Origin of the sequence: Microbacterium arabinogalactanolyticum (assembly GCF_030268005.1) — a bacterium.
Lineage (GTDB): Bacteria > Actinomycetota > Actinomycetes > Actinomycetales > Microbacteriaceae > Microbacterium > Microbacterium arabinogalactanolyticum.
The window spans coordinates 263,541-286,799 of the sequence record NZ_BRZC01000002.1 but is presented as its reverse complement, the minus strand read 5'-3'; the positions used below and the strand labels follow the sequence as shown (position 1 = coordinate 286,799).

General features: G+C 70.1%; 21 protein-coding genes and 1 tRNA gene. 12 read left to right on the top strand and 10 right to left on the bottom strand.

From position 1 onward, the window contains the following. Positions 1–138 precede the first annotated feature (138 nt). The gene (locus MIAR_RS01935) at positions 139–1,260 is read left to right on the top strand and encodes a COX15/CtaA family protein (protein ID WP_285630437.1); all 1,122 of its coding nucleotides are present in this window, start codon (positions 139–141) and stop codon (positions 1,258–1,260) included. Positions 1,261–1,328: 68 nt separating this feature from the next. Here the strand turns inward: MIAR_RS01935 and MIAR_RS01930 are convergent, their stop codons facing one another. Continuing rightward, positions 1,329–2,258, bottom strand: coding sequence for a heme o synthase (locus MIAR_RS01930; RefSeq protein WP_285630708.1), 930 nt, complete (start codon positions 2,256–2,258; stop codon positions 1,329–1,331). A gap of 232 nt (positions 2,259–2,490) precedes the next feature. Between MIAR_RS01930 and tkt the strand changes: the two genes are divergently transcribed. The 6 genes from tkt to pgl are packed head-to-tail and all read left to right on the top strand — an operon-like array spanning position 2,491 to position 10,607. Further along, the gene (gene tkt, locus MIAR_RS01925; protein WP_285630435.1) at positions 2,491–4,587 is read left to right on the top strand and encodes a transketolase; all 2,097 of its coding nucleotides are present in this window, start codon (positions 2,491–2,493) and stop codon (positions 4,585–4,587) included. Beyond that, a complete protein-coding gene (gene tal / locus MIAR_RS01920) occupies positions 4,584–5,696 on the top strand; it encodes a transaldolase (protein WP_285630433.1) in 1,113 nt (370 codons plus the stop codon). The genes tkt and tal overlap by 4 nt, the downstream gene beginning before the upstream one ends. Next, positions 5,693–7,306 carry a glucose-6-phosphate isomerase gene (locus tag MIAR_RS01915; RefSeq protein ID WP_285630431.1) on the top strand — a complete coding sequence of 538 codons (1,614 nt, stop codon included), beginning with the start codon at positions 5,693–5,695 and terminating at the stop codon, positions 7,304–7,306. Before tal ends, MIAR_RS01915 begins: the two co-directional genes overlap by 4 nt. A gap of 27 nt (positions 7,307–7,333) precedes the next feature. Further along, entirely contained in the window at positions 7,334–8,884 is a 1,551-nt protein-coding gene (gene zwf / locus MIAR_RS01910; RefSeq protein WP_285630429.1) for a glucose-6-phosphate dehydrogenase, read from the top strand. Next, positions 8,881–9,816 carry a glucose-6-phosphate dehydrogenase assembly protein OpcA gene (locus MIAR_RS01905; protein ID WP_285630427.1) on the top strand — a complete coding sequence of 312 codons (936 nt, stop codon included), beginning with the start codon at positions 8,881–8,883 and terminating at the stop codon, positions 9,814–9,816. The genes zwf and MIAR_RS01905 overlap by 4 nt, the downstream gene beginning before the upstream one ends. A gap of 5 nt (positions 9,817–9,821) precedes the next feature. After that, positions 9,822–10,607 (top strand): 6-phosphogluconolactonase, encoded by a 786-nt coding sequence (pgl, locus tag MIAR_RS01900; protein WP_285630705.1) that lies wholly within the window; start codon positions 9,822–9,824, stop codon positions 10,605–10,607. Here pgl and MIAR_RS01895 read toward each other — a convergent pair. Then, positions 10,601–11,623 carry a DMT family transporter gene (locus tag MIAR_RS01895; protein WP_285630702.1) on the bottom strand — a complete coding sequence of 341 codons (1,023 nt, stop codon included), beginning with the start codon at positions 11,621–11,623 and terminating at the stop codon, positions 10,601–10,603. The two genes, pgl and MIAR_RS01895, sit on opposite strands and share 7 nt — an antisense overlap. An 83-nt stretch (positions 11,624–11,706) precedes the next feature. Between MIAR_RS01895 and def the strand changes: the two genes are divergently transcribed. Both def and MIAR_RS01885 read left to right on the top strand, forming a co-directional pair. Further along, positions 11,707–12,273, top strand: a complete 567-nt coding sequence (def, locus tag MIAR_RS01890) for a peptide deformylase (protein WP_285630425.1) — start codon at positions 11,707–11,709, stop codon at positions 12,271–12,273. Positions 12,274–12,359: 86 nt separating this feature from the next. Further along, positions 12,360–12,878, top strand: coding sequence for a septum formation family protein (locus tag MIAR_RS01885; protein ID WP_285630423.1), 519 nt, complete (start codon positions 12,360–12,362; stop codon positions 12,876–12,878). A gap of 149 nt (positions 12,879–13,027) precedes the next feature. Here the strand turns inward: MIAR_RS01885 and MIAR_RS01880 are convergent. The 5 genes from MIAR_RS01880 to dusB all read right to left on the bottom strand — a co-directional run bounded on the left by MIAR_RS01880 (position 13,028) and on the right by dusB (position 18,377). Next, a tRNA-Asn gene (locus MIAR_RS01880) sits at positions 13,028–13,100 on the bottom strand. Between the two features lie 89 nt (positions 13,101–13,189). Continuing rightward, positions 13,190–13,954, bottom strand: coding sequence for an ATP-binding cassette domain-containing protein (locus tag MIAR_RS01875; RefSeq protein WP_285630421.1), 765 nt, complete (start codon positions 13,952–13,954; stop codon positions 13,190–13,192). 34 nt (positions 13,955–13,988) lie between these two features. Beyond that, positions 13,989–15,851, bottom strand: coding sequence for a DNA primase (dnaG, locus tag MIAR_RS01870; protein ID WP_285630419.1), 1,863 nt, complete (start codon positions 15,849–15,851; stop codon positions 13,989–13,991). Then, positions 15,851–17,215 carry a deoxyguanosinetriphosphate triphosphohydrolase gene (locus MIAR_RS01865; protein WP_425561545.1) on the bottom strand — a complete coding sequence of 455 codons (1,365 nt, stop codon included), beginning with the start codon at positions 17,213–17,215 and terminating at the stop codon, positions 15,851–15,853. Before MIAR_RS01865 ends, dnaG begins: the two co-directional genes overlap by 1 nt. Beyond that, a complete protein-coding gene (gene dusB, locus MIAR_RS01860; RefSeq protein ID WP_285630415.1) occupies positions 17,205–18,377 on the bottom strand; it encodes a tRNA dihydrouridine synthase DusB in 1,173 nt (390 codons plus the stop codon). Before dusB ends, MIAR_RS01865 begins: the two co-directional genes overlap by 11 nt. Positions 18,378–18,438: 61 nt before the next feature. Here dusB and MIAR_RS01855 point away from each other — a divergent pair, with 61 nt between their 5' ends. Then, positions 18,439–18,942: a glutathione peroxidase gene (locus tag MIAR_RS01855; protein ID WP_285630413.1), complete on the top strand. Its 504-nt coding sequence runs from the start codon at positions 18,439–18,441 to the stop codon at positions 18,940–18,942. A gap of 151 nt (positions 18,943–19,093) precedes the next feature. Further along, positions 19,094–20,296: a metallophosphoesterase family protein gene (locus tag MIAR_RS01850; RefSeq protein ID WP_285630411.1), complete on the top strand. Its 1,203-nt coding sequence runs from the start codon at positions 19,094–19,096 to the stop codon at positions 20,294–20,296. A 63-nt stretch (positions 20,297–20,359) separates the two neighbouring features. Here MIAR_RS01850 and MIAR_RS01845 read toward each other — a convergent pair whose 3' ends face one another. Next, the gene (locus MIAR_RS01845) at positions 20,360–21,037 is read right to left on the bottom strand and encodes a DsbA family oxidoreductase (RefSeq protein WP_285630409.1); all 678 of its coding nucleotides are present in this window, start codon (positions 21,035–21,037) and stop codon (positions 20,360–20,362) included. A gap of 55 nt (positions 21,038–21,092) precedes the next feature. On the opposite strand from MIAR_RS01845, the gene MIAR_RS01840 reads away from it, so the two are divergent. Continuing rightward, complete coding sequence (locus MIAR_RS01840; protein ID WP_285630407.1) at positions 21,093–21,734, top strand: P-loop NTPase family protein; 642 nt, start codon at positions 21,093–21,095, stop codon at positions 21,732–21,734. On the opposite strand, the gene MIAR_RS01835 is transcribed toward MIAR_RS01840, so the two are convergent. Further along, a complete protein-coding gene (locus MIAR_RS01835) occupies positions 21,674–22,477 on the bottom strand; it encodes an isoprenyl transferase (RefSeq protein ID WP_285630405.1) in 804 nt (267 codons plus the stop codon). The genes MIAR_RS01840 and MIAR_RS01835 overlap by 61 nt on opposite strands. Continuing rightward, complete coding sequence (gene recO / locus MIAR_RS01830; protein WP_285630403.1) at positions 22,474–23,223, bottom strand: DNA repair protein RecO; 750 nt, start codon at positions 23,221–23,223, stop codon at positions 22,474–22,476. Before recO ends, MIAR_RS01835 begins: the two co-directional genes overlap by 4 nt. Positions 23,224–23,259: the final 36 nt, after the last annotated feature.

Below are 23,259 nucleotides of genomic sequence, written 5' to 3'. Positions count from 1 at the left end.
TCATTCCGGCGCTCATCTCGCGCCTAGACTGTCAGTGATGGACGCCGCGCTCTGCGCGCCCATCACAACCATCCCGATTCTACAGGTTCCGCCTCGCGGACGGGCCGCGACCGTCCACGATGCGGAGCCGGAGGCCACATGCCCGTCAGCTCCGCCACGACCGAATCCCCCACGCCCGCCGGGCCCCGCGACGTCGTCCTCGCACGTCCGCTCCGCGTCATGGCGTGGCTCTCCTTCCTCGCCGAGGTGCTGATCATCGGCACCGGCGGCGCGGTCCGCCTGACCGGTTCGGGGCTCGGATGCTCGGACTGGCCGCTCTGCACCCCCGAGTCGCTGGTGCCGATCCTCGAGGTGCAGGGCATCCACGGCGCGATCGAGTTCGGCAACCGCACCATGACGGGCCTGGTCGGCCTGCTCGCCCTCGGCGTGCTCATGCTCACGCTGCACGCCGTGAGCGGCAAGCGCCTCGTCATCCGCGCGGTGTGGTTCGCGGTCGGCGGCATCGTGCTGGCCGTCCTCGTCTACATCGCGGCTTCCGCACTGAGCGTCGTGGCCTCGGCCGCGCTGATGTCGGCCGCCCTGCTGCTGGCCGTGCTGGTCGGCATGGTGGACTCGCTGCGCCGCACCACCGTCCGCAGGGACCTGGCGGTGCTCGCGTGGCTGGTGCTCGTCGGCGTGATGGCGCAGGCCGTGGTGGGCGGCTTCGCCGTGATCAGCGAGCTGAACCCGTTCATCGTCGGCTTCCACTACGCCTCCTCGCTCCTGCTCGTGTGCGTGACCGCGCTGTTCCTGGTGCGCCTGGACGCCGTTCCCGGCCCGCGGGAGAGGGCCGTGCCGGTCTGGTTCGCCGCGCTCACCCACGTCACCGGCCTCGCACTCGTGCTGACGATCCTCTTCGGCGTGCTCACCACGGGATCCGGCCCCCACTCGGGCGACGTCAACATCAAGCGGGAGGGCTTCGACGCCAGCATCCTCGCGCACGTGCACTCCTGGCCGGGCTATGTGCTCGCCGCGCTGGTGCTCGCGCTCGCGATCTCGGCGTGGCTCCTCGCGCTGCCGCCGCGGCGCTGGCTCCTGGTGCTCATCATCGCGATCGTGGTGCAGGTGGCCGTCGGCGTGCTGCAGGCGCGCACCGGGCTGCCGCCCGTGCTCGTCGGCGTGCACATGCTGCTGGCCTCGCTGTCCGCGGCCGCCTACACGGTCGTGGTGACGAAGCTCAAGAAGCCCGTCGGGGCCGCGAACCCGTACGCGGAGGACTGAGCTCCCCCGCCGACGCGAAGAGCCCGGCTCGTCCATGGACGAGCCGGGCCTCTTCGTGTGCGCGGCGATCAGAACGGCAGCAGCGGGTCGATCGCGACGGCCAGGAAGATCAGCGTCAGGTAGGTGATGGACGCGTGGAACACGCGCATCGGGCGCGGCTCGGTGCCGCGCAGCGCACGGTTGTACAGGCGGTGCGACTCGTAGATGAACCAGCCGCCGAAGACGAGGGCGGATGCCGTGTACACGATGCCCATCTGCGCGACGGGGACGAGCAGCAGCGAGCACGCGACCGTCGCCCACGCGTAGAGGATGACCTGCAGCCCGACCTGGTGGGCCGGACGCGTCACACCGAGCATGGGCACGTCGACGTCGTCGTAGTCGTCCTTGTATTTCATCGACAGCGGCCAGTAGTGCGGCGGCGTCCAGAGGAAGATCAGCACGAACAGCACGAACGGCGGCCAGTCCAGCGAACCCGTCACGGCGGTCCAGCCGATCAGCACGGGGAAGCACCCTGCGATGCCGCCCCAGATGATGTTCTGCTCGGTGCGGCGCTTGAGGATCATCGTGTAGACCACGACGTAGAAGAAGATCGCGAAGACCGACAGCGACGCCGCCAGCCAGTTGGTGAACGCGAGCAGCCAGACCGTGGAGGCCACTGCGAGGGCCCACGAGAACACCAGGGCTCCGCGCGGCGACACCTCGCCGGTGACCAGGGGCCGGTTCTCGGTGCGCTTCATGTGCACGTCGATGTCGCGGTCGAGGTACATGTTGAACGATGCCGCGGAACCGGCGCTCATGGCGCCGCCGATGACCGTGGCGATGATCAGCCAGAGCTCGCGAAGGTCGGGAAGACCGCCGAGGGCGAGGATCATCACGGGAACGGTGGAGACGAGCAGCAGCTCCATGACACGGGGCTTCGTGAGAACGAAGTAACCGCGGATCTTCTGACCGACCGAGTACGTGGTCTCAGCGGTCTGCGATGTCGACGAGATCGCGATCCCCTCCTTCTGCGCGCATGCGGGCACTCCTTCCAGTCTAGTGCGTGCCGAGTGCCGGAGAGACGCCCGGAGCGGTCGGTGCAGCGCGGTGAAATGCACCTGGGGCGGGTGAAATCGCGCGGGTATGCTGAAACCACTCGCGTGCCCCTTGCGCTGTGCAACCACTTCTCCGTGACGACGCGGAGCGCGCAGGAATACGGGCGCCTCCGAATGTGTCAGAAGGAGTATGACCGTGGCAGAGCTTCAGTGGGACGAGATCGACCGTCGAGCGGTGGACACCGCCCGAGTACTGGCGGCGGATGCCGTCCAGAAGGTCGGCAACGGCCACCCCGGGACGGCGATGAGCCTCGCCCCGGTGGCGTACCTGCTCTACCAGCGTGTGATGCGCCACGACCCGGCCGACGTGGACTGGCTCGGCCGCGACCGCTTCATCCTGTCGGTGGGCCACTCGTCGCTCACCCAGTACATCCAGCTGTACCTCGGCGGGTTCGGTCTGGAGCTGAACGACCTCGAGGCACTGCGCACCTGGGGCTCGCTCACGCCGGGTCACCCCGAGTACCACCACACCAGGGGCATCGAGATCACCACCGGCCCCCTGGGTCAGGGCCTGGCGTCATCGGTCGGCTTCGCGTACGCCGCCCGCTACGAGCGCGGTCTTTTCGATCCGGATGCCGCGGCGGGCACGAGCCCCTTCGACCACTTCGTCTACGTGATCGCCGGTGACGGCGACCTGCAGGAGGGCGTGACCAGCGAGGCGTCGTCGCTCGCCGGCCACCAGCAGCTCGGCAACCTGATCGCGATCTACGACTCCAACCAGATCTCCATCGAGGGCGACACCGACGTGGCGTTCACCGAGGACGTCCGCGCGCGCTACGAGTCCTACGGCTGGCAGGTGCTCGAGGTCGACTGGCGACGCACCGGCCACTACGTCGAGGACGTGCAGGAGCTCGATGACGCGATCTCCCAGGCCAAGGCCGAGACCGAGAAGCCGTCGCTGATCATCCTGAAGACGATCATCGGCTGGCCGGCACCGAACAAGTCCGGCACCGAGTCCGTGCACGGCAACGCGCTGGGCGCCGACGAGGTCGCCGCCACCAAGAAGGTGCTGGGCTTCGACCCCGAGAAGTCCTTCGTCGTCGAGGATGCGGTGATCGCGCACACCCGCGAGCTGGGCGCACGCGCCGCCGAGGCGCATGCCGCCTGGCAGGAGTCGTTCGACGCCTGGGCTGCGGCGAACCCCGAGCGCAAGGCGCTGCTGGACCGCCTCGAGGCGCACGCCCTCCCCGAGAACATCGAGGACGCGCTTCCCGTGTTCGAGAGCGGCACCGAGGTGTCCACGCGCGCCGCATCCGGCAAGGTGCTGAACGCCCTGGCCGCTGAGCTCCCCGAGCTGTGGGGCGGCTCCGCCGACCTCGCCGGCTCCAACAACACCACCATCGAAGGCGCCGCCTCGTTCATCCCCGCCGAGTGGTCGACGCACGACTGGAAGGGCAGCCCCTACGGCCGCGTGCTGCACTTCGGCATCCGCGAGCACGCGATGGGCTCGATCCTGAACGGCATCACGCTGCACGGACCGACGCGCGCCTACGGCGGCACGTTCCTGATCTTCAGCGACTACATGCGCCCCGCCGTGCGTCTGGCCGCACTCATGGACATCCCGAGCACGTTCGTGTGGACGCACGACTCGATCGCGCTCGGCGAGGACGGCCCCACGCACCAGCCGATCGAGCAGATCGCCACGCTGCGCGCCATCCCGAACTTCACCGTGGTGCGTCCTGCCGACGGCAACGAGACCTCGGCCGCATGGCTGGAGATCCTGCGCCGCCACGGCGGCCCGGTCGGCATCGCGCTGACCCGCCAGAACGTGCCGAACTTCGCGCGCGGCGAGGGTGCGGCATCCGGTGACGTGTTCGCGTCGGCGTCGAACACCGCCAAGGGCGCCTACGTGCTCGCTGAGGCTCCGAACGGCACCCCCGACGTGATCCTGATCGGCACGGGCTCGGAGGTGCAGCTGGCTGTCGCCGCCCGCGAGACGCTCGCCGCGGAGGGCATCAACGCCCGCGTGGTGTCGGCTCCCTCGCTGGAGTGGTTCGCCGAGCAGGACGAGGCGTACCGCGAGTCGGTGCTGCCGAAGGCCGTCACCGCCCGCGTCTCCGTCGAGGCGGGCTCCGTGCTCAGCTGGCGCGGCATCGTGGGCGACCGCGGCCGCTCCGTCGGCATCGACCACTTCGGCGCCTCCGCCGACTACAAGACCCTGTTCCAGAAGTTCGGCATCACCGCCGAGGCCGTCGTCGAGGCGGCACGCGAGTCCATCAAGGAGAACGCATGAGCACCCCCACCGAAGATCTCTCCGCCGCCGGCGTCAGCATCTGGCTCGACGACCTGTCGCGCACCCGCATCCAGTCGGGCAACCTCCAGCAGCTGATCGAGACCCGCAGCGTCGTCGGCGTCACCACCAACCCGACGATCTTCGCCAACTCGATGACCAACCCCGACGACACCTCGTACGACGCGCAGGTGCATGAGCTGGCCCAGTCCGGCGCATCCGCCACCGACGCCGTCTTCGCCGCGACCACGCAGGACGTCCGCGACGCCCTGGACGTGTTCCGTCCTGTCTACGACGCCACCAACCACGTCGACGGCCGCGTCTCCATCGAGGTCTCCCCCGATCTCGCGCACGACACCGAGGGAACGATCGCCCAGGCCAAGGAGCTGTGGGAGCGCGTCGACCGCCCCAACCTGCTCGTCAAGATCCCCGCGACCAAGGCCGGCCTGCCCGCCATCGCCGCGGCGATCGGCGCCGGCATCAGCGTCAACGTCACCCTGATCTTCAGCCTGGAGCGGTACGCCGAGGTCATCGACGCGTACCTGACCGGTCTCGAGACGGCGAAGGCCGCCGGCATCGACCTCTCCACCATCCACTCGGTCGCATCGTTCTTCGTCTCGCGCGTCGACACGGAGACCGACAAGCGGCTGGCTGCCATCGGCACCGACGAGGCGGCGGCGCTGCGCAGCAAGGCGGGCCTCGCCAACGCACGGCTGGCCCACGAGCTGTACGAGAAGTCCTTCGCGAGCGACCGCGCCAAGGCGCTGCTCGACGCAGGCGCCACCCTGCAGCGTCCGCTGTGGGCGTCGACCGGTGTCAAGGACCCGGCACTGCCCGACACCCTGTACGTGACCGGCCTCGTCGCGGCCGGCGTCGTGAACACCATGCCGGAGAAGACCCTTGAGGCCACGTTCGACCACGGTGTGGTCACCGGCGACACCATCACCGATGGCTACGCCCAGGCGCACCAGGTGTTCGATGACCTCAAGTCCGTCGGCGTCGACTTCGACGACGTGACCCAGGTGCTCGAGGACGAGGGCGTCGCCAAGTTCATCGACTCCTGGCACGGTCTGCTGGAGCAGGTCACCAAGGGCCTGGAAGCCGCACGATGACCGTCGCGGTGCACGTGACGCAGCCCGTCAGGGCCACGGTGGACGAGATCGTCCCCCGGCTCATCGCCGACCTCGTCGCGTCACGTGTCACCGCAGGCGATCCCACGCTGTGGGGTCCGGATGCCGAGGCCGAGGCGTCCACCCGGCTCGGCTGGGTCGACGCCGTCTCCGTGTCGCGCCCGCTCGTCGCCGAGATCGTCGCGCTCCGCGACGATCTCGCGGCGCGCGGCATCGACCGGGTCGTGCTCTCCGGCATGGGCGGCTCGTCGCTCGCACCCGAGGTGATCGCCGGCACGGCCGGCGTCGAGCTGACGGTGCTGGACTCCACCGCCCCGGCGCAGGTTCTGGCCGCGCTCGACGGCGACCTCGCCCGCACCGTGCTCGTGGTGTCCTCCAAGTCGGGCACCACGCTCGAGACCGATTCGCACCGTCGCGCGTTCGAGACCGCGTTCGAGGACCTGGGCCTCGACCCCGCCGAGCACATCGTCGTCGTCACCGACCCGGGTTCCGCTCTGGACGCATCGGCGTCGGAGGCGGGGTACCGGGTGTTCCGGGCCGACCCGAACGTGGGCGGGCGATACTCCGCACTGACCGCCTTCGGTCTCGTCCCCGCCGGGCTCGCCGGCGTCGACATCTCCGAGCTGCTGGACGAGGCCGAGGCCTCGCTGCTGGAGTTCGCGATCGACTCACCGGAGAACCCCGCACTGCGCCTGGCCGCCGCGATCGCCGGCTCGTCCTCCGAGGGAACGCGGCGCGACAAGCTCGGCCTGGTGTCGGATGGCACGTACATCGAAGGGCTGCCCGACTGGATCGAGCAGCTCATCGCGGAGTCCACCGGCAAGAACGGCACGGGCATCCTGCCCGTCGTCCTGCTGCCGGTCTCCCCCGAGCTCGAGTCCCGCCCGAAGGACCTGCAGATCGTGCGGTTCGTGGAGGACGCCGACGAGTTCCACCTGCGGGAGCGCCACCCCGGCGAGATCCTGGTCAGCGGAAGCCTCGGCGCGCTGTTCCTGCTGTGGGAGCACGCCACCGCGATCGCCGGTCATCTGCTGGGCATCAACCCCTTCGACCAGCCCGACGTGGAGTCGGCCAAGGCCGCGGCACGCGGCCTGCTCGACGCGCGCCCGGAGCCGAGCGCCCCGGCGTTCGTGCAGGACGGCGTGGAGGTCCGGGTCAGCGACCCCGCTCTGGCGGTGTCCGCATCCATCGAGGGCGTGCTCGACGCGCTCTGGGCCTCGCTCCCCGCCGACGGGTACGTCTCGATCCAGGCGTACGTGAACCGTCTCGAACTGGGGCAGCTGCAGGGACTGCGCGAGCTGGCCGCCGCCGACTCCGGCCGCCCCGCCACCTTCGGCTGGGGACCCCGGTTCCTGCACTCGACGGGGCAGTACCACAAGGGCGGGCCCGCACAGGGGGTGTTCCTGCAGATCCTCGAGCGCACCGACGTCGACCTGGAGATCCCCGGTCGCCCCTTCACGTTCGGTCAGCTGATCGAGGCGCAGGCGGCGGGCGACGCCGCCGTGCTGGTCTCGCACGGCCGCCCCGTCGTCACGCTCACCGTCACGGATGCCGTCGACGACGTGCTCACCCTCTTCACCGCTACTCAGTGATCCCAGATCTGGAGATATCCCCCACCGATGACCGCTCCCGTCTCACGCGGACGCAACCCGCTCCGCGATCCCGATGACCGTCGTCTCAACCGCATCGCAGGTCCCAGCGCACTGGTGATCTTCGGCGTGACAGGCGACCTGTCGCGCAAGAAGCTCATGCCGGCCGTGTACGACCTCGCCAACCGGGGGCTGCTGCCGCCCGGCTTCGCCCTGGTCGGCTTCGCCCGGCGCGACTGGGAGGACCAGGACTTCGCCCAGGTCGTCTACGACGCCGTCAAGCAGCACGCCCGCACGGAGTTCCGCGAGGAGACCTGGCAGCAGCTGCTGCAGGGCATCCGCTTCGTTCAGGGCACGTTCGACGACCCGGACTCCTTCCGTCGCCTCCGCGAGACGGTCGAGAAGCTCGACGTCGAGCGCGGCACGATGGGCAACCACGCCTACTACCTCTCCATCCCGCCCAAGGCGTTCCCCGAGGTGACGAAGCAGCTGCGTGAGTCCGGCCTGGTCGGCGAGCAGCACCAGGATGACACGCACTGGCGGCGGGTGGTCATCGAGAAGCCGTTCGGCAGCGACCTGGAGACGGCGCGCGAGCTGAACCGCGCTCTCGAGGCCGCCTTCCCGGCCGATTCGATCTTCCGCATCGACCACTACCTCGGCAAGGAGACGGTGCAGAACATCCTGGCGCTGCGCTTCGCCAACGAGCTGTACGAGCCGCTGTGGAACCGCAACTACGTGGACCACGTGCAGATCACGATGGCCGAGGACATCGGCGTGGGCGGTCGTGCCGGCTACTACGACGGCATCGGCGCGGCCCGCGACGTCATCCAGAACCACCTGCTGCAGCTGCTCGCGCTCACCGCCATGGAGGAGCCGATCAGCATGTCGGCCGACCACCTGCGCGCCGAGAAGGAGAAGGTGCTCGAGGCCGTGCGCCTGCCCGAGGACATCTCGCTGGCCACCGCCCGCGGGCAGTACGCCGGCGGCTGGCAGGGCGGCGAGAAGGTCAACGGCTTCCTGGAGGAGGACGGCATGGCTCCGCAGTCCTCCACGGAGACCTACGCGGCCATCAAGCTCGAGATCGACACCCGCCGCTGGGCCGGCGTGCCGTTCTACCTGCGCACCGGCAAGCGGCTCGGCCGCCGCGTGACCGAGATCGCGGTCGTGTTCAAGCGCGCCCCCGAGCACCTGTTCGGGCGCGCCCAGACCTCGGAGCTCGGCCAGAACGCCCTGGTGATCCGCGTGCAGCCCGACGAGGGCGTCACGATCCGGTTCGGCTCGAAGGTGCCGGGCAGCGGTGCCAACGTCCGCGACGTGACCATGGACTTCGGGTACGGCCACGCCTTCACCGAGGCCAGCCCCGAGGCGTACGAGCGCCTGATCCTGGACGTGCTCCTCGGCGATCCGCCGCTGTTCCCCCGCCACGAGGAGGTCGAGCTGTCCTGGAAGATCCTCGACCCGGTCGAGCAGTACTGGGCCTCCCTGCACGGACCGCTGGAGCAGTACGCACCCGGTTCCTGGGGCCCGGCATCCGCCGACGCCCTGCTGGCCCGCGACGGACGAGTCTGGAGACGCCCATGATCATCGACCTTCCCGACACCACCGTCAGCCAGGTCGCCAAGCAGCTGGTGAAGGTGCGCGAGGAGGGCGGCGCCGTCGCCCTCGGGCGCGTCCTGACGCTGCTCATCATCGCCCGCAACGGCGTGGCGGAGCCCGCGATCGACGCCGCCAACGACGCGTCCCGCGAGCACCCCATGCGCGTGATCGTGCTGATCACCGGTGAGGGCGAGGCGCACCTCGACGCGCAGATCCGCGTGGGCGGAGACGCCGGTGCGAGCGAGGTCGTCGTGCTGCGCGCCTTCGGCGACGCCGCGAGCAACGCCGAGAGTCTCGTCACCGGCATCCTGCTCCCCGACGCGCCCGTGGTGGCGTGGTGGCCGGAGGAGGCGCCGACGGATGCAGCCAACGCGCCGCTCGGGCGCATCGCGCAGCGCCGGATCACGGATGCCGCGACCTCCCCCGACGTGCGGGACCGCCTCGCCCTGCTGGGCAAGACCCATGCACCCGGCGACACCGACCTGGCCTGGACCCGCCTCACGCACTGGCGCGAGCAGCTGGCCGCGGTGCTGGACCAGCCGCCGTTCGAGCGCGTCACGGCCGTCGAGGTGCGCGGTGCCGCGGCCTCGCCGTCGACGGCCCTGCTGGCCGCCTGGCTGCGGATGGCGCTGGACGTTCCGGTGAGCTGGTCCTACGAAGACCCGGAGCACTGGCAGGAGGGCATCAAGTCGGTGCGCCTCACCCGCGCCAGCGGCGACATCCTGCTCGAGCGCCCCGTGCCCGGCACGGCCGTGCTCACCCAGCCCGGTCAGCCCGACCACGAGCTGCACCTCCCGCGGCGCACGCTGCGGGAGTGCCTCGCGGAGGAGCTGCGCCGCCTCGACGCCGATGTGCTGTACGGTCGGGTCATCACGGAGGGCTGGGAGCGGCTGGGCCCCGCAGACAAGGGAGCGTGAGTTCGATGGTGACCACGGTGCAGGGATCGATCAAGAGCGTCGTCGTGGAGCCGACCCCGGCGAGTCTGGCCGCGCGCGTCGCGGATCGGTTCCTGACCAGGATCGTCGCACGCACCCGCAACGGCCGCATCGCGCACATCTGCCTGACCGGAGGCTCGATGGGCGGCGCGGTGCTCGCGGCTGCCGCCGACGATGACCGGGTCGCCACGATCGACTGGTCGCTGGTGCACTTCTGGTGGGGCGACGAGCGCTTCGTGGAGCGCGACGACCCCGACCGCAACTCGCTGCAGTCCCGCCGCGCGCTGCTGGATCGTCTCGACATCCCCGCGGAGAACATCCACGAGGTGGCGGCGCCCTCGGACGGCCTGAGCCTGGACGAGGCGGCGACGGCCTACGCGGCCGAGCTGGCGCGGTTCGGCCGGTCGGGCGAGGCCTGGCCGTCGTTCGCGGTGTGCTTCCTGGGCGTCGGCCCCGACGGCCACATCGCCTCGCTCTTCCCGGACCGTCAGGAGGTGACGGTGACGGATGCCGCGGTGCTCCCGGTGCGCAACTCCCCCAAGCCGCCACCCGAGCGCGTCACGCTCACCCGTCCGGTGCTCAACCACTCCAAGCGGGTCTGGCTCGTGCTGACCGGCGCCGACAAGGCATCCGCCCTCGGCCTGGCTCTGGCGGGTGCCAGCTACGCGAGCGTGCCGGCCGCGGGAGCCAAGGGACGGCGCCGCACGGTGTTCTTCGTCGACGAGGCGGCTGCGGCCGAGGTCGCACCGGAACTCATCGACCGCGACTACTGAGCGTCCGGCGACTCCGCCTGCTCCTGAGGCGCGCGGCTCTGATCCTGAGCCGCTGAGCCTGTCGAAGCGTCGCTCCCCCTCTGGATCGCGATCTCCTGGCTCTCGCTGAGCACCTGCGGGTGGTACCGGGCCAGGCCGAACACACCGAACACGGCGATCACGCCGGCGATCCCGAACAGGATCAGCACCGGCAGCGGCGCTTCGGAGGCCTCGCCGAGCACGAGCGCGCCGATGAGGACGGCCACGATGGGGTCGACGACCGTCAGACCGGCGATCACGAGGTCGGGCGGGCCCGAGCTGTACGCCGACTGGACGAAGTACGCGCCGACGGCGGCGGCGGCGAACAGCGCGATGAGGCACGCGACCGTCAGCCACTCGAAGTTGCCGTTCTGGATGCGGCTGATCACGGCCTTCGCGAGCGTGGCCACGAAGCCGTACAGGATTCCCGCGCCGATCACGTAGAACAGCGCGCGCATCCGGTGTCGCAGGATGAGCCAGAACGTGCCCAGCACGATGATGACCACGAGCAGGATGGCGAGGATCGTGAACAGGTCCTCGTCGCTGATCTTGCGCTCCACCGCGTAGAACGCGGCCAGGCCGACGAACAGGAAGATTCCGCCCAGGCAGCTGCCGATGGCGATCAGCGACCTCTTCGTCGGGGTGTGCCCCGACACGCGCGCGTTCAGCAGGGTGGTGACCACCAGCGCGACCGCACCGAGCGGCTGCACGACGATCAGCGGCGCGATGGCCATGGCGCTGAGCTGGCAGATCACGGCGAAGCCCAGCATGAGCGTCCCGATGATCCAGGAGGGCCGGGTCAGCAGCCCCTTGATCTGGGCGCCGGTGAGCCCGGAGGCGCCTTCCGTGCCGGTCAGCTTCTCGACCTTCTCGACCCCGCGGTGCTGGTACTGCGCACCGAGCGACATGAACACGGCGCCGGCCAGTGCCAGCGGGATGCCCAGCAGCAGCGCGGGGTTCTGGAACACGCCGATGAGCTGATCGCTCACTCCTGTCACGACTCCCACCCCAAGCTGCACTGTTTCACCCTACCCGGCCCGACGGTCCCCTCCGGGCCGAACGCGCCCAGTAGGGTTGTGGCGTGGCTGTTCTTCCGATCCGCATCATGGGCGACCCCGTGCTGCACGCTCCCGCTGCCGAGGTCTCCGAGATCACCGACGAGATCCGAACGCTCGTCGCCGACATGTACGAGACCATGGACGTCGCACCCGGTGTGGGCCTCGCCGCACCCCAGGTGGGCGTCGCGCTGCGCATCTACGTGTACACCTACGTCGACGACGAGGACCGGCCGTGGCGCGGGGAGATCATCAACCCCGTGCTCTGGATGACGCCCCCCGAGCCCGGTTCCCCTGACCCGGACGAGGAGTCGGAGGGATGTCTGTCGTTCCCCGGCGAGCGGTTCCCCCTGCGGCGCTCCGACCGCGTGATGGTCACCGGCATCGATCTCGAGGGCTCGCCCGTGCGCATCGAGGTGGACGGATGGCGTGCGCGCATCATGCAGCACGAGTTCGACCATCTCAACGGCATCCTCTACATCGACCGCCTCTCGGACGGCGACTGGAAGACCGTGCAGAAGATCGCCCGCAAGCGGGGCTGGGCACGCGGCGGCGCGAGCTGGATGCCCGGAGTCGACGACCTCGAGGGCTGATACCCGATCGACTTGCCGCGGAATCGCGGGGGTCAGTACGGTGGGGTGCGATTCACAGCATCCATCCCCCGACCAAGGACCAGCACATGACCTCTCAGCGAGCCCTGCTCCGCGGCACCACCCTGACCGGTGCGGCCATCATCCTCACCGCTCTCCTCAGCGGCTGCAGCGTGCCGACGAACCTGTTCAGCGGTGACGCCCAGCGCGACGACAAGGGCAACGTCACCGACGGCTCGAGCATCGACATCTTCAAGCTGAAGGTCGGCGACTGCAAGTTCGAGGACGACCAGAGCAGCACCGAGCTCAGCGACACCAACGTCGTGCCCTGCGACGAGGCGCACGACGAGGAGGTCTACGCTGAGTTCACGCTCCCGGACGGCGAATTCCCCTCCGAGGACGCGCTCGACGCGGCCGCCGACCCGAAGTGCGGCGAGGAGTTCACCAAGTTCGTCGGGCTCGCCGTCGACGCATCCAAGCTGGACTACTTCTACTACTCGCCCACCAAGCAGGGCTGGGACGAGCTGGACGACCGCCTGATCCAGTGCGTGCTCTACGCGGATGACGAGTCCCAGCTGACCGGGTCGATGAAGGGCTCCGGCGCCTGATCCGGTCCGGACCGTCGCTCTCGCCGCGGGGGAAGCATGCAGTGCGTGCTTCCCCCGCGGCGTCTCCCGCGATCACCGCGGCAACCGCGGACGAGACGTCCCGGAGACGACGAAACCCCGCCACGAGGGCGGGGTTTCGATGGGGTTCGCTCCCCGGCTTGGACTCGAACCAAGAACCTGCCGGTTAACAGCCGGCTGCTCTGCCAATTGAGCTACCGAGGATCATGTTCCCCGCTGTGCGGGCAACTCATCCAGCTTAGCAAACTCCGCGCCGTGCTCCGAACACGGGCGGCGTCCCGGGCGTGGCGCGTTCAGCGCGCGGCATCCGCCTCGGAATTGGGTGACCAGAGCAGGTCCTTGCCGATCCCCCGCGCCACCACGTGCCCGCTCCGCAGGATCAGCGCCTCCGCGTCGAGCTCCCGGATGAAGGCGGCGTCGTTGGTGACCAGCAGCGCCGCCATCGACTGCTCGTTGCGGCGACGCGTGATCGCGTCGAACACCACGGGGCGCACCTCGAGGTCGAGGTTGGCCAGGGGCTCGTCTGCGATCAGCACGTGCGGCTCCAGCATGAAGGCCCGGGCGATCGCGACGCGCTGGCGCATGCCCGCGCTGAGCTCGTAGGGGAACTTCGCCGCGGCCCCCAGCGGCAGGTGCAGCTCATCCAGCAGCGACGCGACCCGGATCGCGAGCGCCTTGCTGTTGACCCGCTTCTCGCGCGAGGTGATCGGCTCCGAGATGACCTCGCCGACCGTGAGCCGCGGGGGCAGGTTCGCCCCCGCGCTCTGCGGGATGTACCCGCTCAGCGCGGTCAGCATGCGGCGCCGCCGGCCGGGTCTGCGCACGTCGACCCCGCACACCCTCGCACGACCGCCGGCGACTTTCAGCGACGCGTCGCCGTACCCGGCCAGTGCCGAGACGAGCGTCGACTTGCCCGCGCCCGTCGCGCCGCCGACGCACATCAGCTCGCCCGCCCGGACCGTGAACGTGACGCCGTCCACGGCGCGCGTCACGCCACCGTGCCCGATCCGATCGATGACGAGGTCGGAGCAGTCGATGGCGGCGTCACTGGCGGGCATGCCTCCATCCTGCCTGCTGAACCCGCTCAGACGCTCACGACTCGACGAAGCGCAGCCGCTCCTGATCCAGATCCCGCAGTCGCACCCGCAGCGCCCGACCGCCGTCGGAGTCGGCGGGTACGCGCTGCACGGCGCCCAACAGCTCGTTCTTCTCCCGTTCGATCGCCCGCAGCAGCAGGCGCCGGCACAGATCCGTCGCCGACACCAGCGCGCGCTCCTCGTCCTTCGCGGGGAACGGCATCATCAGCAGCTCCCCCGCCAGACTCCGGTACGGCTCGCGCACGGCATCCGCGGCGGTCGTCGCCCAGCCGACCCGGGTGCGATCCGGGGAGGCGGCGATCGCCTCGCGCACGGCGTCGAGCCCCGGGTGCCGGAACTGCTCCGCCACGGCGCGCGAGAGCAGCGCCTGATCGATCTGATGCCCGTACTGCAGCATGCCCATCAGCGCGTCCCGCTCGATCGCGACGTCCGCGGTGCGCGGGAGGTCGGCCAGACGCACCCGCGCGATCGGCTCCGCGCCCGCCTCGGGCCCCGGCTGCTGCGGAGTGCGCTGCGGCTCCCGCTCGGAGGCCGCGGCTCCCCGCGCCGCGCGCTGCACCTGATGGTGCACGGCCGTCGGGTCCATGCCCAGCCGTCGTGCCAGCACGCGCTCGTAGCCGGGACGCAGCAGCTCGTCGCGGATCTCCGCCACGATGGGCGCGGCGGCGCGCAGCGCGCCCACCTGGCCCTCCACGGTCGCGAGGTCGTAGCCGGCCAGCTTGCGGTCGATCGCGAACTCGAACATGGGCACCTTGGCGTCCATGAGACCGCGCACGGCGGCATCCCCGCGCTGCAGACGCAGGTCACACGGATCGAGACCGTCCGGCGCCACGGCCACGAACGTCTGCGCAGTGAAGCGGGAGTCCTCCGAGAAGGCGCGCAGCGCGGCCTTCTGCCCCGCCTCGTCGCCGTCGAACGTGAAGACCACCTCACCGGCCGCGGAGTCGTCGCCCATCACCCGGCGCAGCACCTTGATGTGCTCGGCGGCGAACGCCGTGCCGCAGGTGGCGATGGCGGTGGTCACGCCCGCCAGATGGCACGCCATGACATCTGTGTAGCCCTCCACGACCACCACGCGACGGGGGTCTCCGCGGGCGATGTCGCGCTTGGCGAGGTCGAGCCCGTAGAGCACCTGCGTCTTCTTGTAGAGCGGCGTCTCCGGGGTGTTCAGGTACTTCGGGCCCTTGTCGTCGTCGTAGAGCCGGCGCGCGCCGAAGCCGATGGTCTGCCCGGTGACGTCGCGGATGGGCCAGATCACCCGGCCGCGGAAGCGATCGTAGACACCGCGCTGTCCCGCGGAGACGAGCCCCGCGTTCGTGAGCTCCTCGCGGGTGAAGCCCTGCGCCGTGAGCGCCTTGGTCATGTTCTCCCAGCCCTTGGGCGCGTAGCCGACGCCGAAGTGCGCGGCTGCGCCGGCGTCGAAGCCGCGCTCCCCCAGGAAACGCCTGGCGCTCTCGGCCTCTGGGCTCAGCAGCTGGCCGCGGAAGTACTCCGCGGCAGCCGAGTTGGCCGCATACAGCCTGCTGCGGCCGCTGGTCTCGGGCGCCGCACCGCCGTCCTCGTAGTGCAGCGCGTAGCCGATCCGGCCCGCAAGGCGCTCGACGGCCTCGGTGAAGCTGACGTGATCCATCTCACGCAGGAACGAGTACACGTCTCCCGAGGCACCGCACCCGAAGCAGTGGTAGTACCCCACCTGCGGCCGCACGTGGAAGCTGGGGCTCTTCTCGTCGTGGAACGGGCACAGCCCCTTCATCGACCCCACACCCGCCGACTTCAGCGCGACGCGCTCACCGACGATGTCCGCGATGTTGGTGCGGGACTTGACCTCTTCGACATCCGCCTGCAGGATCCGGGGCATCAGACGGCCCCTTCGACGACCACCCGGTTCGCGGGGCGGCGGTGCGCTCCGGGGCGGGCGTGGCGGGGCGTCCAGATGCCGACCTCGGCGGGGTCGATCTCGCCGACCAGACGGTTGTGCCAGTCGACGGCGGTCTGGTCGGTGAGGCTGGCCACCTGGTCCACGACCACCCGTGCACGCTCGGCATCCGTCGTCGCAGCGAGGAAGTCGGCGGCGAAGGCGGGCTCGAGCGCGTCCGCACCGGCCGACCACAGCGAGTCCGTCGACCACAGCGCGTCCGCGAGGCGCGTGAGCACGCGACGCTGCTCCTTGTAGACGCCCTTGCGCGCGTCGATCGTGACGATCGCCTGCCCCATGATGCCCTTGAGCACCGCGATCTCGGTCTCGACGACGCGGGGCACGACGACGTGCCCGCTGTAGCGGGCGAGGTTCGGCCCCGGGTATGCCTCGCGGGTCGCGGCGACGGATGCCCGGGCGAAGCGCCCGATCAGGTCGCTGGTGAGGTTCTTCAGCCGGGCCAGATCCTGCCGGGAGCGGTCGAAGGTCTTCAACCACATGGGCTGACGGGTGAGGCGGTACAGCGCGTCCGCGAGCTCCTCGCGGGTGTAGTCGTAGCCGACCCATTGCTGGATCCGCCCGACGAGCGGATGGTGCTCGACCGGATCGGACAGCTGTGCGACGTCGAGGTAGCCGTTCACGATCGCGTCCTCGAAGTCGTGCACCGAGTACCCGATGTCGTCGCTGAGGTCCATGATCTCGGCCTCGATGCAGCGCAGGCGTCCCGGCGCCCCGTCGCGCATCCAGTGGAAGACCGGCTCGTCGTCCGGGTACACCCCGAACTTCAGCCGCCCGCCCGGATCGGGCAGCGGATTGTCGATTGTCCACGGGTACTTGCACGTCGCGTCGAGGCTCGCCCGGGTGAGGTTCAGCCCGACGGAGTGCTCCTGGTCGTCGAGCACCTTCGCCTCGAGCCGCGTCAGGATGCGCAGCGACTGCGCGTTGCCCTCGAAACCGCCGATGTCGGATGCCCAGTCGTTCAGCGCCCGCTCGCCGTTGTGGCCGAACGGCGGATGCCCCAGGTCGTGGCTCAGGCAGGCGGTGTCGACCACGTCCTCCGAGACGCCCAGGGCGGTCGCGAGCTCGCGGCCCACCTGCGCGACCTCGAGCGAATGCGTGAGGCGGTTGCGGGCGAAGTCCGCGGTGGAGGCCGGGCTCAGCACCTGCGTCTTGGCGGCGAGCCGCCGCAGGGCCGCGGAGTGCAGCACGCGGGCGCGGTCGCGGGAGAAGTCGTTGCGCTCAGAGCGGTGGGTCTCCGCGAAGAAGCGCTCGGCGTCGGCGGCGCCGTACCCCGGGTCAGCCACCACTGTTCTCGATCTCCGCTCCGCGCATCATGTCGCTCACGTCGGCGGCGATCTCGCGCGAGTCCAGCCAGCCGTCCGGGAGCGCCGTGCGCTTCGGGGAGCCCGCGCGGCCGCGCTGCCCCTCCGCGCCGACACCCGGGTAGGGCGCGTCGCCGAGGGTGCCGAGCAGATCGTCGATCTCCTGCAGGGTGGACGCGCGTGCCAGCGCCGCGCGCAGCTCGCCTCCGACCGGGTAGCCCTTGAAGTACCAGGCGACGTGCTTGCGCACGTCCTTGCATCCGCGGTCCTCGTCCTCGAAGAACTCGACCAGGAGCTCCGCGTGACGGCGGAACGCCTGCGCGACGAACTGCAGCGTCGCGTCGACCTCCACGCCCGCCCCGCCGAACGCGCGCGCCAGGTCACCGAACAGCCACGGCCGGCCCAGGCAGCCTCGTCCGACGACCACGCCGTCGGCGCCGGTCTCCGCCATCATCCGCACGGCGTCGTCGGCCGACCAGATGTCGCCGTTGCCGAGCACGGGGATGCTGGTGACGGCCTGCTTGAGCTCGCCGATCGCGTTCCAGTCGGCATGGCCGGAGTAGTACTCGGACGCGGTGCGGGCGTGCAGCGCCACGGCCGCCGCTCCGGCGTCCTCCGCCGCGCGTCCCGCCTCCAGGAAGGTCAGGTGGTCCTTGTTGATGCCCTTGCGCATCTTGACCGTGAGGGGCACGTCGCCCGCGGCCTTGACGGCGCGGTCGACGATGTCGGCGAACAGGCCGATCTTCCAGGGCAGCGCCGCTCCCCCGCCCTTGCGGGTGACCTTCGGCACCGGGCATCCGAAGTTCAGGTCGATGTGGTCGGCGCGGTCCTCCGCGACGATGATGCGGACGGCCTCGGCGATGGTGGCCGGGTCCACGCCGTACAGCTGGATGGAACGGGTCGTCTCGCTCTCATGGTGCTGGATCAGGCGCATCGTGACGGCGTTGCGCTCCACGAGGGCGCGGGAGGTGATCATCTCGCTGACGTAGAGGCCTGCACCGTACTCGCGGCAGAGCCGCCGGAAGGCGGTGTTGGTGATGCCCGCCATCGGGGCGAGGACGACGGGTACGTCGAGGTCGATCGGTCCGATGCGGAGCGCACTCGTCGTGGGTTCCGGAGCTTGTCGAAGGGCGGTGGCGAGAGTCATGTCCCCTCCATTCTCCCAGACGTCGGCGCCCGGTGGGCGCGGCGGAATTAGGGTGGGGAGTATGACCGAAACGACGCTGCGACAGATCCCGTTCTCCGACGCGGAGGGCACCGCGAAGACGCTCGACGACTACGGGTCGGACGTGGTGCTGGTGGTCAACGTGGCCTCCAAGTGCGGCCTGACCCCGCAGTACGAGCAGCTCGAGCAGCTCCAGCGCGAGTACGGCGACCGCGGCTTCTCGGTGGTGGGCTTCCCGTGCAACCAGTTCATGGGCCAGGAGCCGGGTTCGATGGAGCAGATCCTGGAGTTCTGCTCCACGACGTACGGCGTCACGTTCCCCGTGAACGGGAAGGTCAAGGTCAACGGCCGCAACGCCCACGAGCTGTACAAGGCGCTCAAGCAGACGTCGGACGCGGGCGGGAAGGCCGGGCGCGTGGAGTGGAACTTCGAGAAGTTCCTGGTCTCCGCCGACGGCTCGGTGCAGCGGTTCCGTCCCAAGCAGAAGCCGGATGCCCCCGAGATCGTGTCCGCGATCGAGGACGCCCTGGCGGCCGCAGGGCGCTGAGCCCGGCATCCGTCTGGCCGTCGTTCATGAGCGCTTCAGGCGGTCATGCGCCTCGGCCGGGTGCCTCGTTCACCTTCCCGTCGGACGACGGCCATCTCCGGCTCCTACCGTCTCCGCGGCGATGCATCGCCCGAGACGAAGGAGCCCTTGAATGTCTGATCGACTGCCGCTGAGCCGGCGCACCGTCCTGACCGCAGGAGCGCTCGGCGCCGTCAGCGCGGCACTGCCCGCTGTGGCCGCGAGTGCCGGCACGACCCCGCCTGCCACGCCGTCCGGCCGGCCCGGCCCGAAGGCGCGGGAGCTGCGGTTCCGTCCCGACGGGACCTTCAAGGTGGTGCAGTTCAACGACACGCAGGACGACGAGCTCACCGACCGGCGCACGGTCGAGCTGATCGAGAAGGTGCTCGACCAGGAGAAGCCCGACTTCGTGGTGATCAACGGCGACGTCATCTCCGGCGGCTGCGCGTCGCGCCTCGAGGTCAAGCAGGCGATCAACAACGTCGTCTGGCCGATGGAGTCGCGGCGCATCCCGTGGGCGGTCACCTACGGCAACCACGACGAGGACTCGCTGCCCGAGTCGGGTGTCGACGAGGCCGGGATGCTGAAGATCTACCGCTCGTACGACTACAACGTCAACGCCGACAACGCGGCGGGCCTGACCGGCACGAGCAACACGATCGTGTCGATCGCCTCGTCCGCGAAGAAGAACCGCGACGCGTTCGCGCTGTGGCTGATCGACTCCGGCCGCTACGCCCCCGGCGCGATCAACGGCCAGAACTTCGACGGCTACCCCACCTGGGACTGGATCCGCATGGACCAGGTGGCCTGGTACCGCGAGCAGTCGCAGCAGCTGGAGAAGCGGCTGGGCCGCAAGGTCCCCGGTCTCATGTTCATCCACATCGCACTGTGGGAGCACCGCTTCATGTGGTGGGGCGGCGTCGACACCCGCACAGCGGCGGACGCCGCGCGCGGCAGGGCGCGTCACGGCATCATCGGTGAGCGCAACGAGGACGAGTGCCCCGGTCCGATCAACTCGGGCATGTACAACGCCATCCTCGAGCGCGGCGATGTGAAGGGCGTGTTCGTCGGTCACGACCACGTCAACGACTACGTCGGCGACTACTACGGCGTGATGCTCGGGTACGCGCCGGGCACCGGCTTCGGCGCCTACGGCCTGGACGGCGCTGAGCGCAACCGCCTCCGCGGCGGCCGGGTCTTCGAGCTGACCGAGAACGGCGACGACGTGTCGATCCAGACGCGTGTCGTGTACGCACGCGACCTGGGCATCGACCTCACGGCGAACGACCAGCCGATGGAGCCGCTGCCGCTGGCCCCGAAGCAGGAGCGGATCTGACGCTCCCCCTACGACGAGTGCGGCGGGTCCCTGAAGGGGCCCGCCGCATTCGTGATCGGTGGCTCAGGCCTCCGCGGCGACGCCCTGCTTCTGCGCCCAGATGTCGCGGATCACGTTCTCGAACGCCTCCGGCGGCTGCGCGCCGCTGACACCGTACTGGCCGTCGATCACGAAGAACGGGACGCCGTTGATGCCGTAGGCGCGCGCCTGCGCCTGGTCGGCGCGGACGGCATCCAGGTACTCGGCGGACTCCAGAGCGGAGCGGGTCTCATCCGCGTCCAGTCCGACCTCGACGGCGAGGGCGACCAGGTCGTCGACGCGGCCGACGTGCTTGCCCTCGGTGAAGTAGGCGGACATGAGCCGCTCCTCCATCTCGTGCTGCAGGCCCTTCGCCTTGGCGAAGTGCAGCAGCTCATGCGCCTTGACCGTGTTGGTGTGCTGCAGCAGATCGAAGCGGTACTGCAGGCCCGCGCCGGCTGCGACCTTGGTCACGTGCGACAGCATCTGCTCGACCTGCTCCCGCGCCATGCCCTTGTGCCCGGCGAGGAAGTCGAGCTCGTCGCCGTCGAAGTCGACGGGGGTGTCGGGCGAGAGCTCGAAGGAGTGGAAGGTGATCTCCACCTGCGGGGCGTCGGGATCCCCCGCTGTGGAGGCGAGGCCCGCCTCGAGGTTGCGCTTGCCGATGTAGCACCAGGGGCAGGCGATGTCGGACCAGATGTCGATGGAGATGGGTTCGCTCACAACACCATTCAACGGCATGGAACGCGATCGTATTCCGTGCCGGTAATCTTCTCTGATGCTCAGCACGTCCGATCCGGTCCCCTTCCGCCCGCGGCGGGTGGTCGTCGCCGGAGTGTCGGGTTCCGGGAAGACGACGTTCGCCGCCCGGCTTGCGGATGCCGCGGATCTGCCGCGCTATGAGCTCGATGCGCTGCACCACGGCCCGGAGTGGACGCCGCGGGAGTCGTTCCTCGACGAGGTGCGCGCGTTCGCCGCGACGGACCGCTGGGTCAGCGAGTGGCAGTACACGTCGAGGGGCGTCGACGACGTGCTCCCGCCGCGTGCCGAGCTGTGCGCGTGGCTCGACTACCCCGACCGGATCGTGCGCGGGCGCCTGTGGCGCCGGACATTGAAGCGCAGCATCCTGCGGCGGGAACTGTGGAACGGCAACCGTGAACCGACGCTCTGGCAATTGGCGACCACGACCGCGCCCGAGGAGAACGTGCTGCGCTGGCAGCAGCAGACGTTGAACGTGTGGCGGGAGCGGATGCCGGAGTACGAGGCGCGCTTCCCGGACCTGACGATCGTGCGCTTCGCGCATCCGCGCGAGGCGGAGCGGTGGCTCAGCCGGCTGCCGGCGGACCGAGCTCCCCGCCGCTACTCCGACGCGTCCGGTGCGTCCACGGCCCCGCCGAACCGGCGATCGCGGGACAGGTAGATCCCGATCGCGCGCCACAGCTCCTCGCGGGAGAAGTCCGGCCACAGCGTGTCCAGGAACACCATCTCGGCGTACGCGGACTGCCAGAGCAGGAAGTTCGAGGTGCGCTGCTCGCCCGAGCTGCGCAGGAACAGGTCGACGTCGGGCATGTCCGGCACGTACAGGTGCCGGCGGATCTGCTTCTCGGTGATGGCGCTCGGCTTCAGCCGCCCCGCCTTCACCTCGTCCGCGAGAGCGCGCATCGCGTCCACGAGCTCGACGCGGCCGCCGTAGTTCACGCACATCGTCAGCGTGAGCACGTCGTTCCCGCGGGTCAGCTGCTCGGCGAACTGCAGTTCCTTGATCACCGATCCCCACAGCCGGGGCTTGCGCCCCGCCCAACGCACCCGCACGCCCCACTCGTTGAGCTGATCGCGCCGGCGGTGCAGCACGTCGCGGTTGTAGCCCATCAGGAAGCGCACCTCCTCGGGTGAGCGCGCCCAGTTCTCCGTGGAGAACGCGTACACCGAGAGGTGCTTCACACCCGCCTGGATGGCGCCGGCGACGACGTCGAGCAGCACCTCCTCACCGGCCTTGTGACCCTCGATGCGGCTGAGCCCCCGGCGGTTCGCCCAGCGTCCGTTCCCGTCCATGACGATCGCGACGTGGTTCGGCACCGCGGGGAACTGCGGCGGGTGGGCCCCGGTCCAGTCCAGCGGGCGGAACGGCACCGCGTCCTTGTGCGTGTAGGGCTTCGGGGTCACCGGACTCCTTGTCGGTCGGACGAGATGGAGGTCACATGCTCCAGGGATCGGATGCCGCGCTCCAGCTGATACTGCACATAGGCCGCCACCGTGCCTGACGCCGCGGCGAGGTCGCCCGGAGCAGCAGCATCCACCGTCGCCCAGTCACCGCCCATCAACGCACGCAGCAGCGCGAGTGTCGACGCCGAGATCCGCGGGCTTCCCGCCGGGGCGCAGTCGCTGCAGACGGTCCCGCCCATCTGGGGCCCGAAATGCGAGTGCGGGCCGGGCGCGCCGCAGCGCGCGCAGTCCTCCAGCGCGGGCGCCCAGCCTGACAGCGCCATCACGCGCAGCAGGTAGGAGTCCAGGATGCTGCGGGCGGCATGCTCGCCGCGCGACAGCGACCGCAGGCCGCCGACCAGCAACAGGTACTGCTCGCTCGTCGCCTCCGCCTCGTTCAGCCGGTCGGCCGTCTCGACCATGGCGCTGGCGGCTGTGAAGCGCTCGTAGTCGACCGCGATGTCGGCGCCGTACGCACCGAGCGACTCGGCCTGCTGCACGATGTCCAGCGAGCGGCCCTGGTACAGCTGCACGTCGGCGACCATGAACGGCTCGAGCCGTGAGCCGAACTTCGACGAGGTGCGCCGCACGCCCTTCGCGACCGCGCGGATCTTGCCGTTGCGGCGGGAGAGCATCGTGACGATGCGGTCCGCCTCACCCAGCTTGTGGGTGCGCAGGACCACCGCTTCGTCTCGGTAGGTGGGCACTCAACGATTATCCCCTGCACAGGGAAGAATGGACGG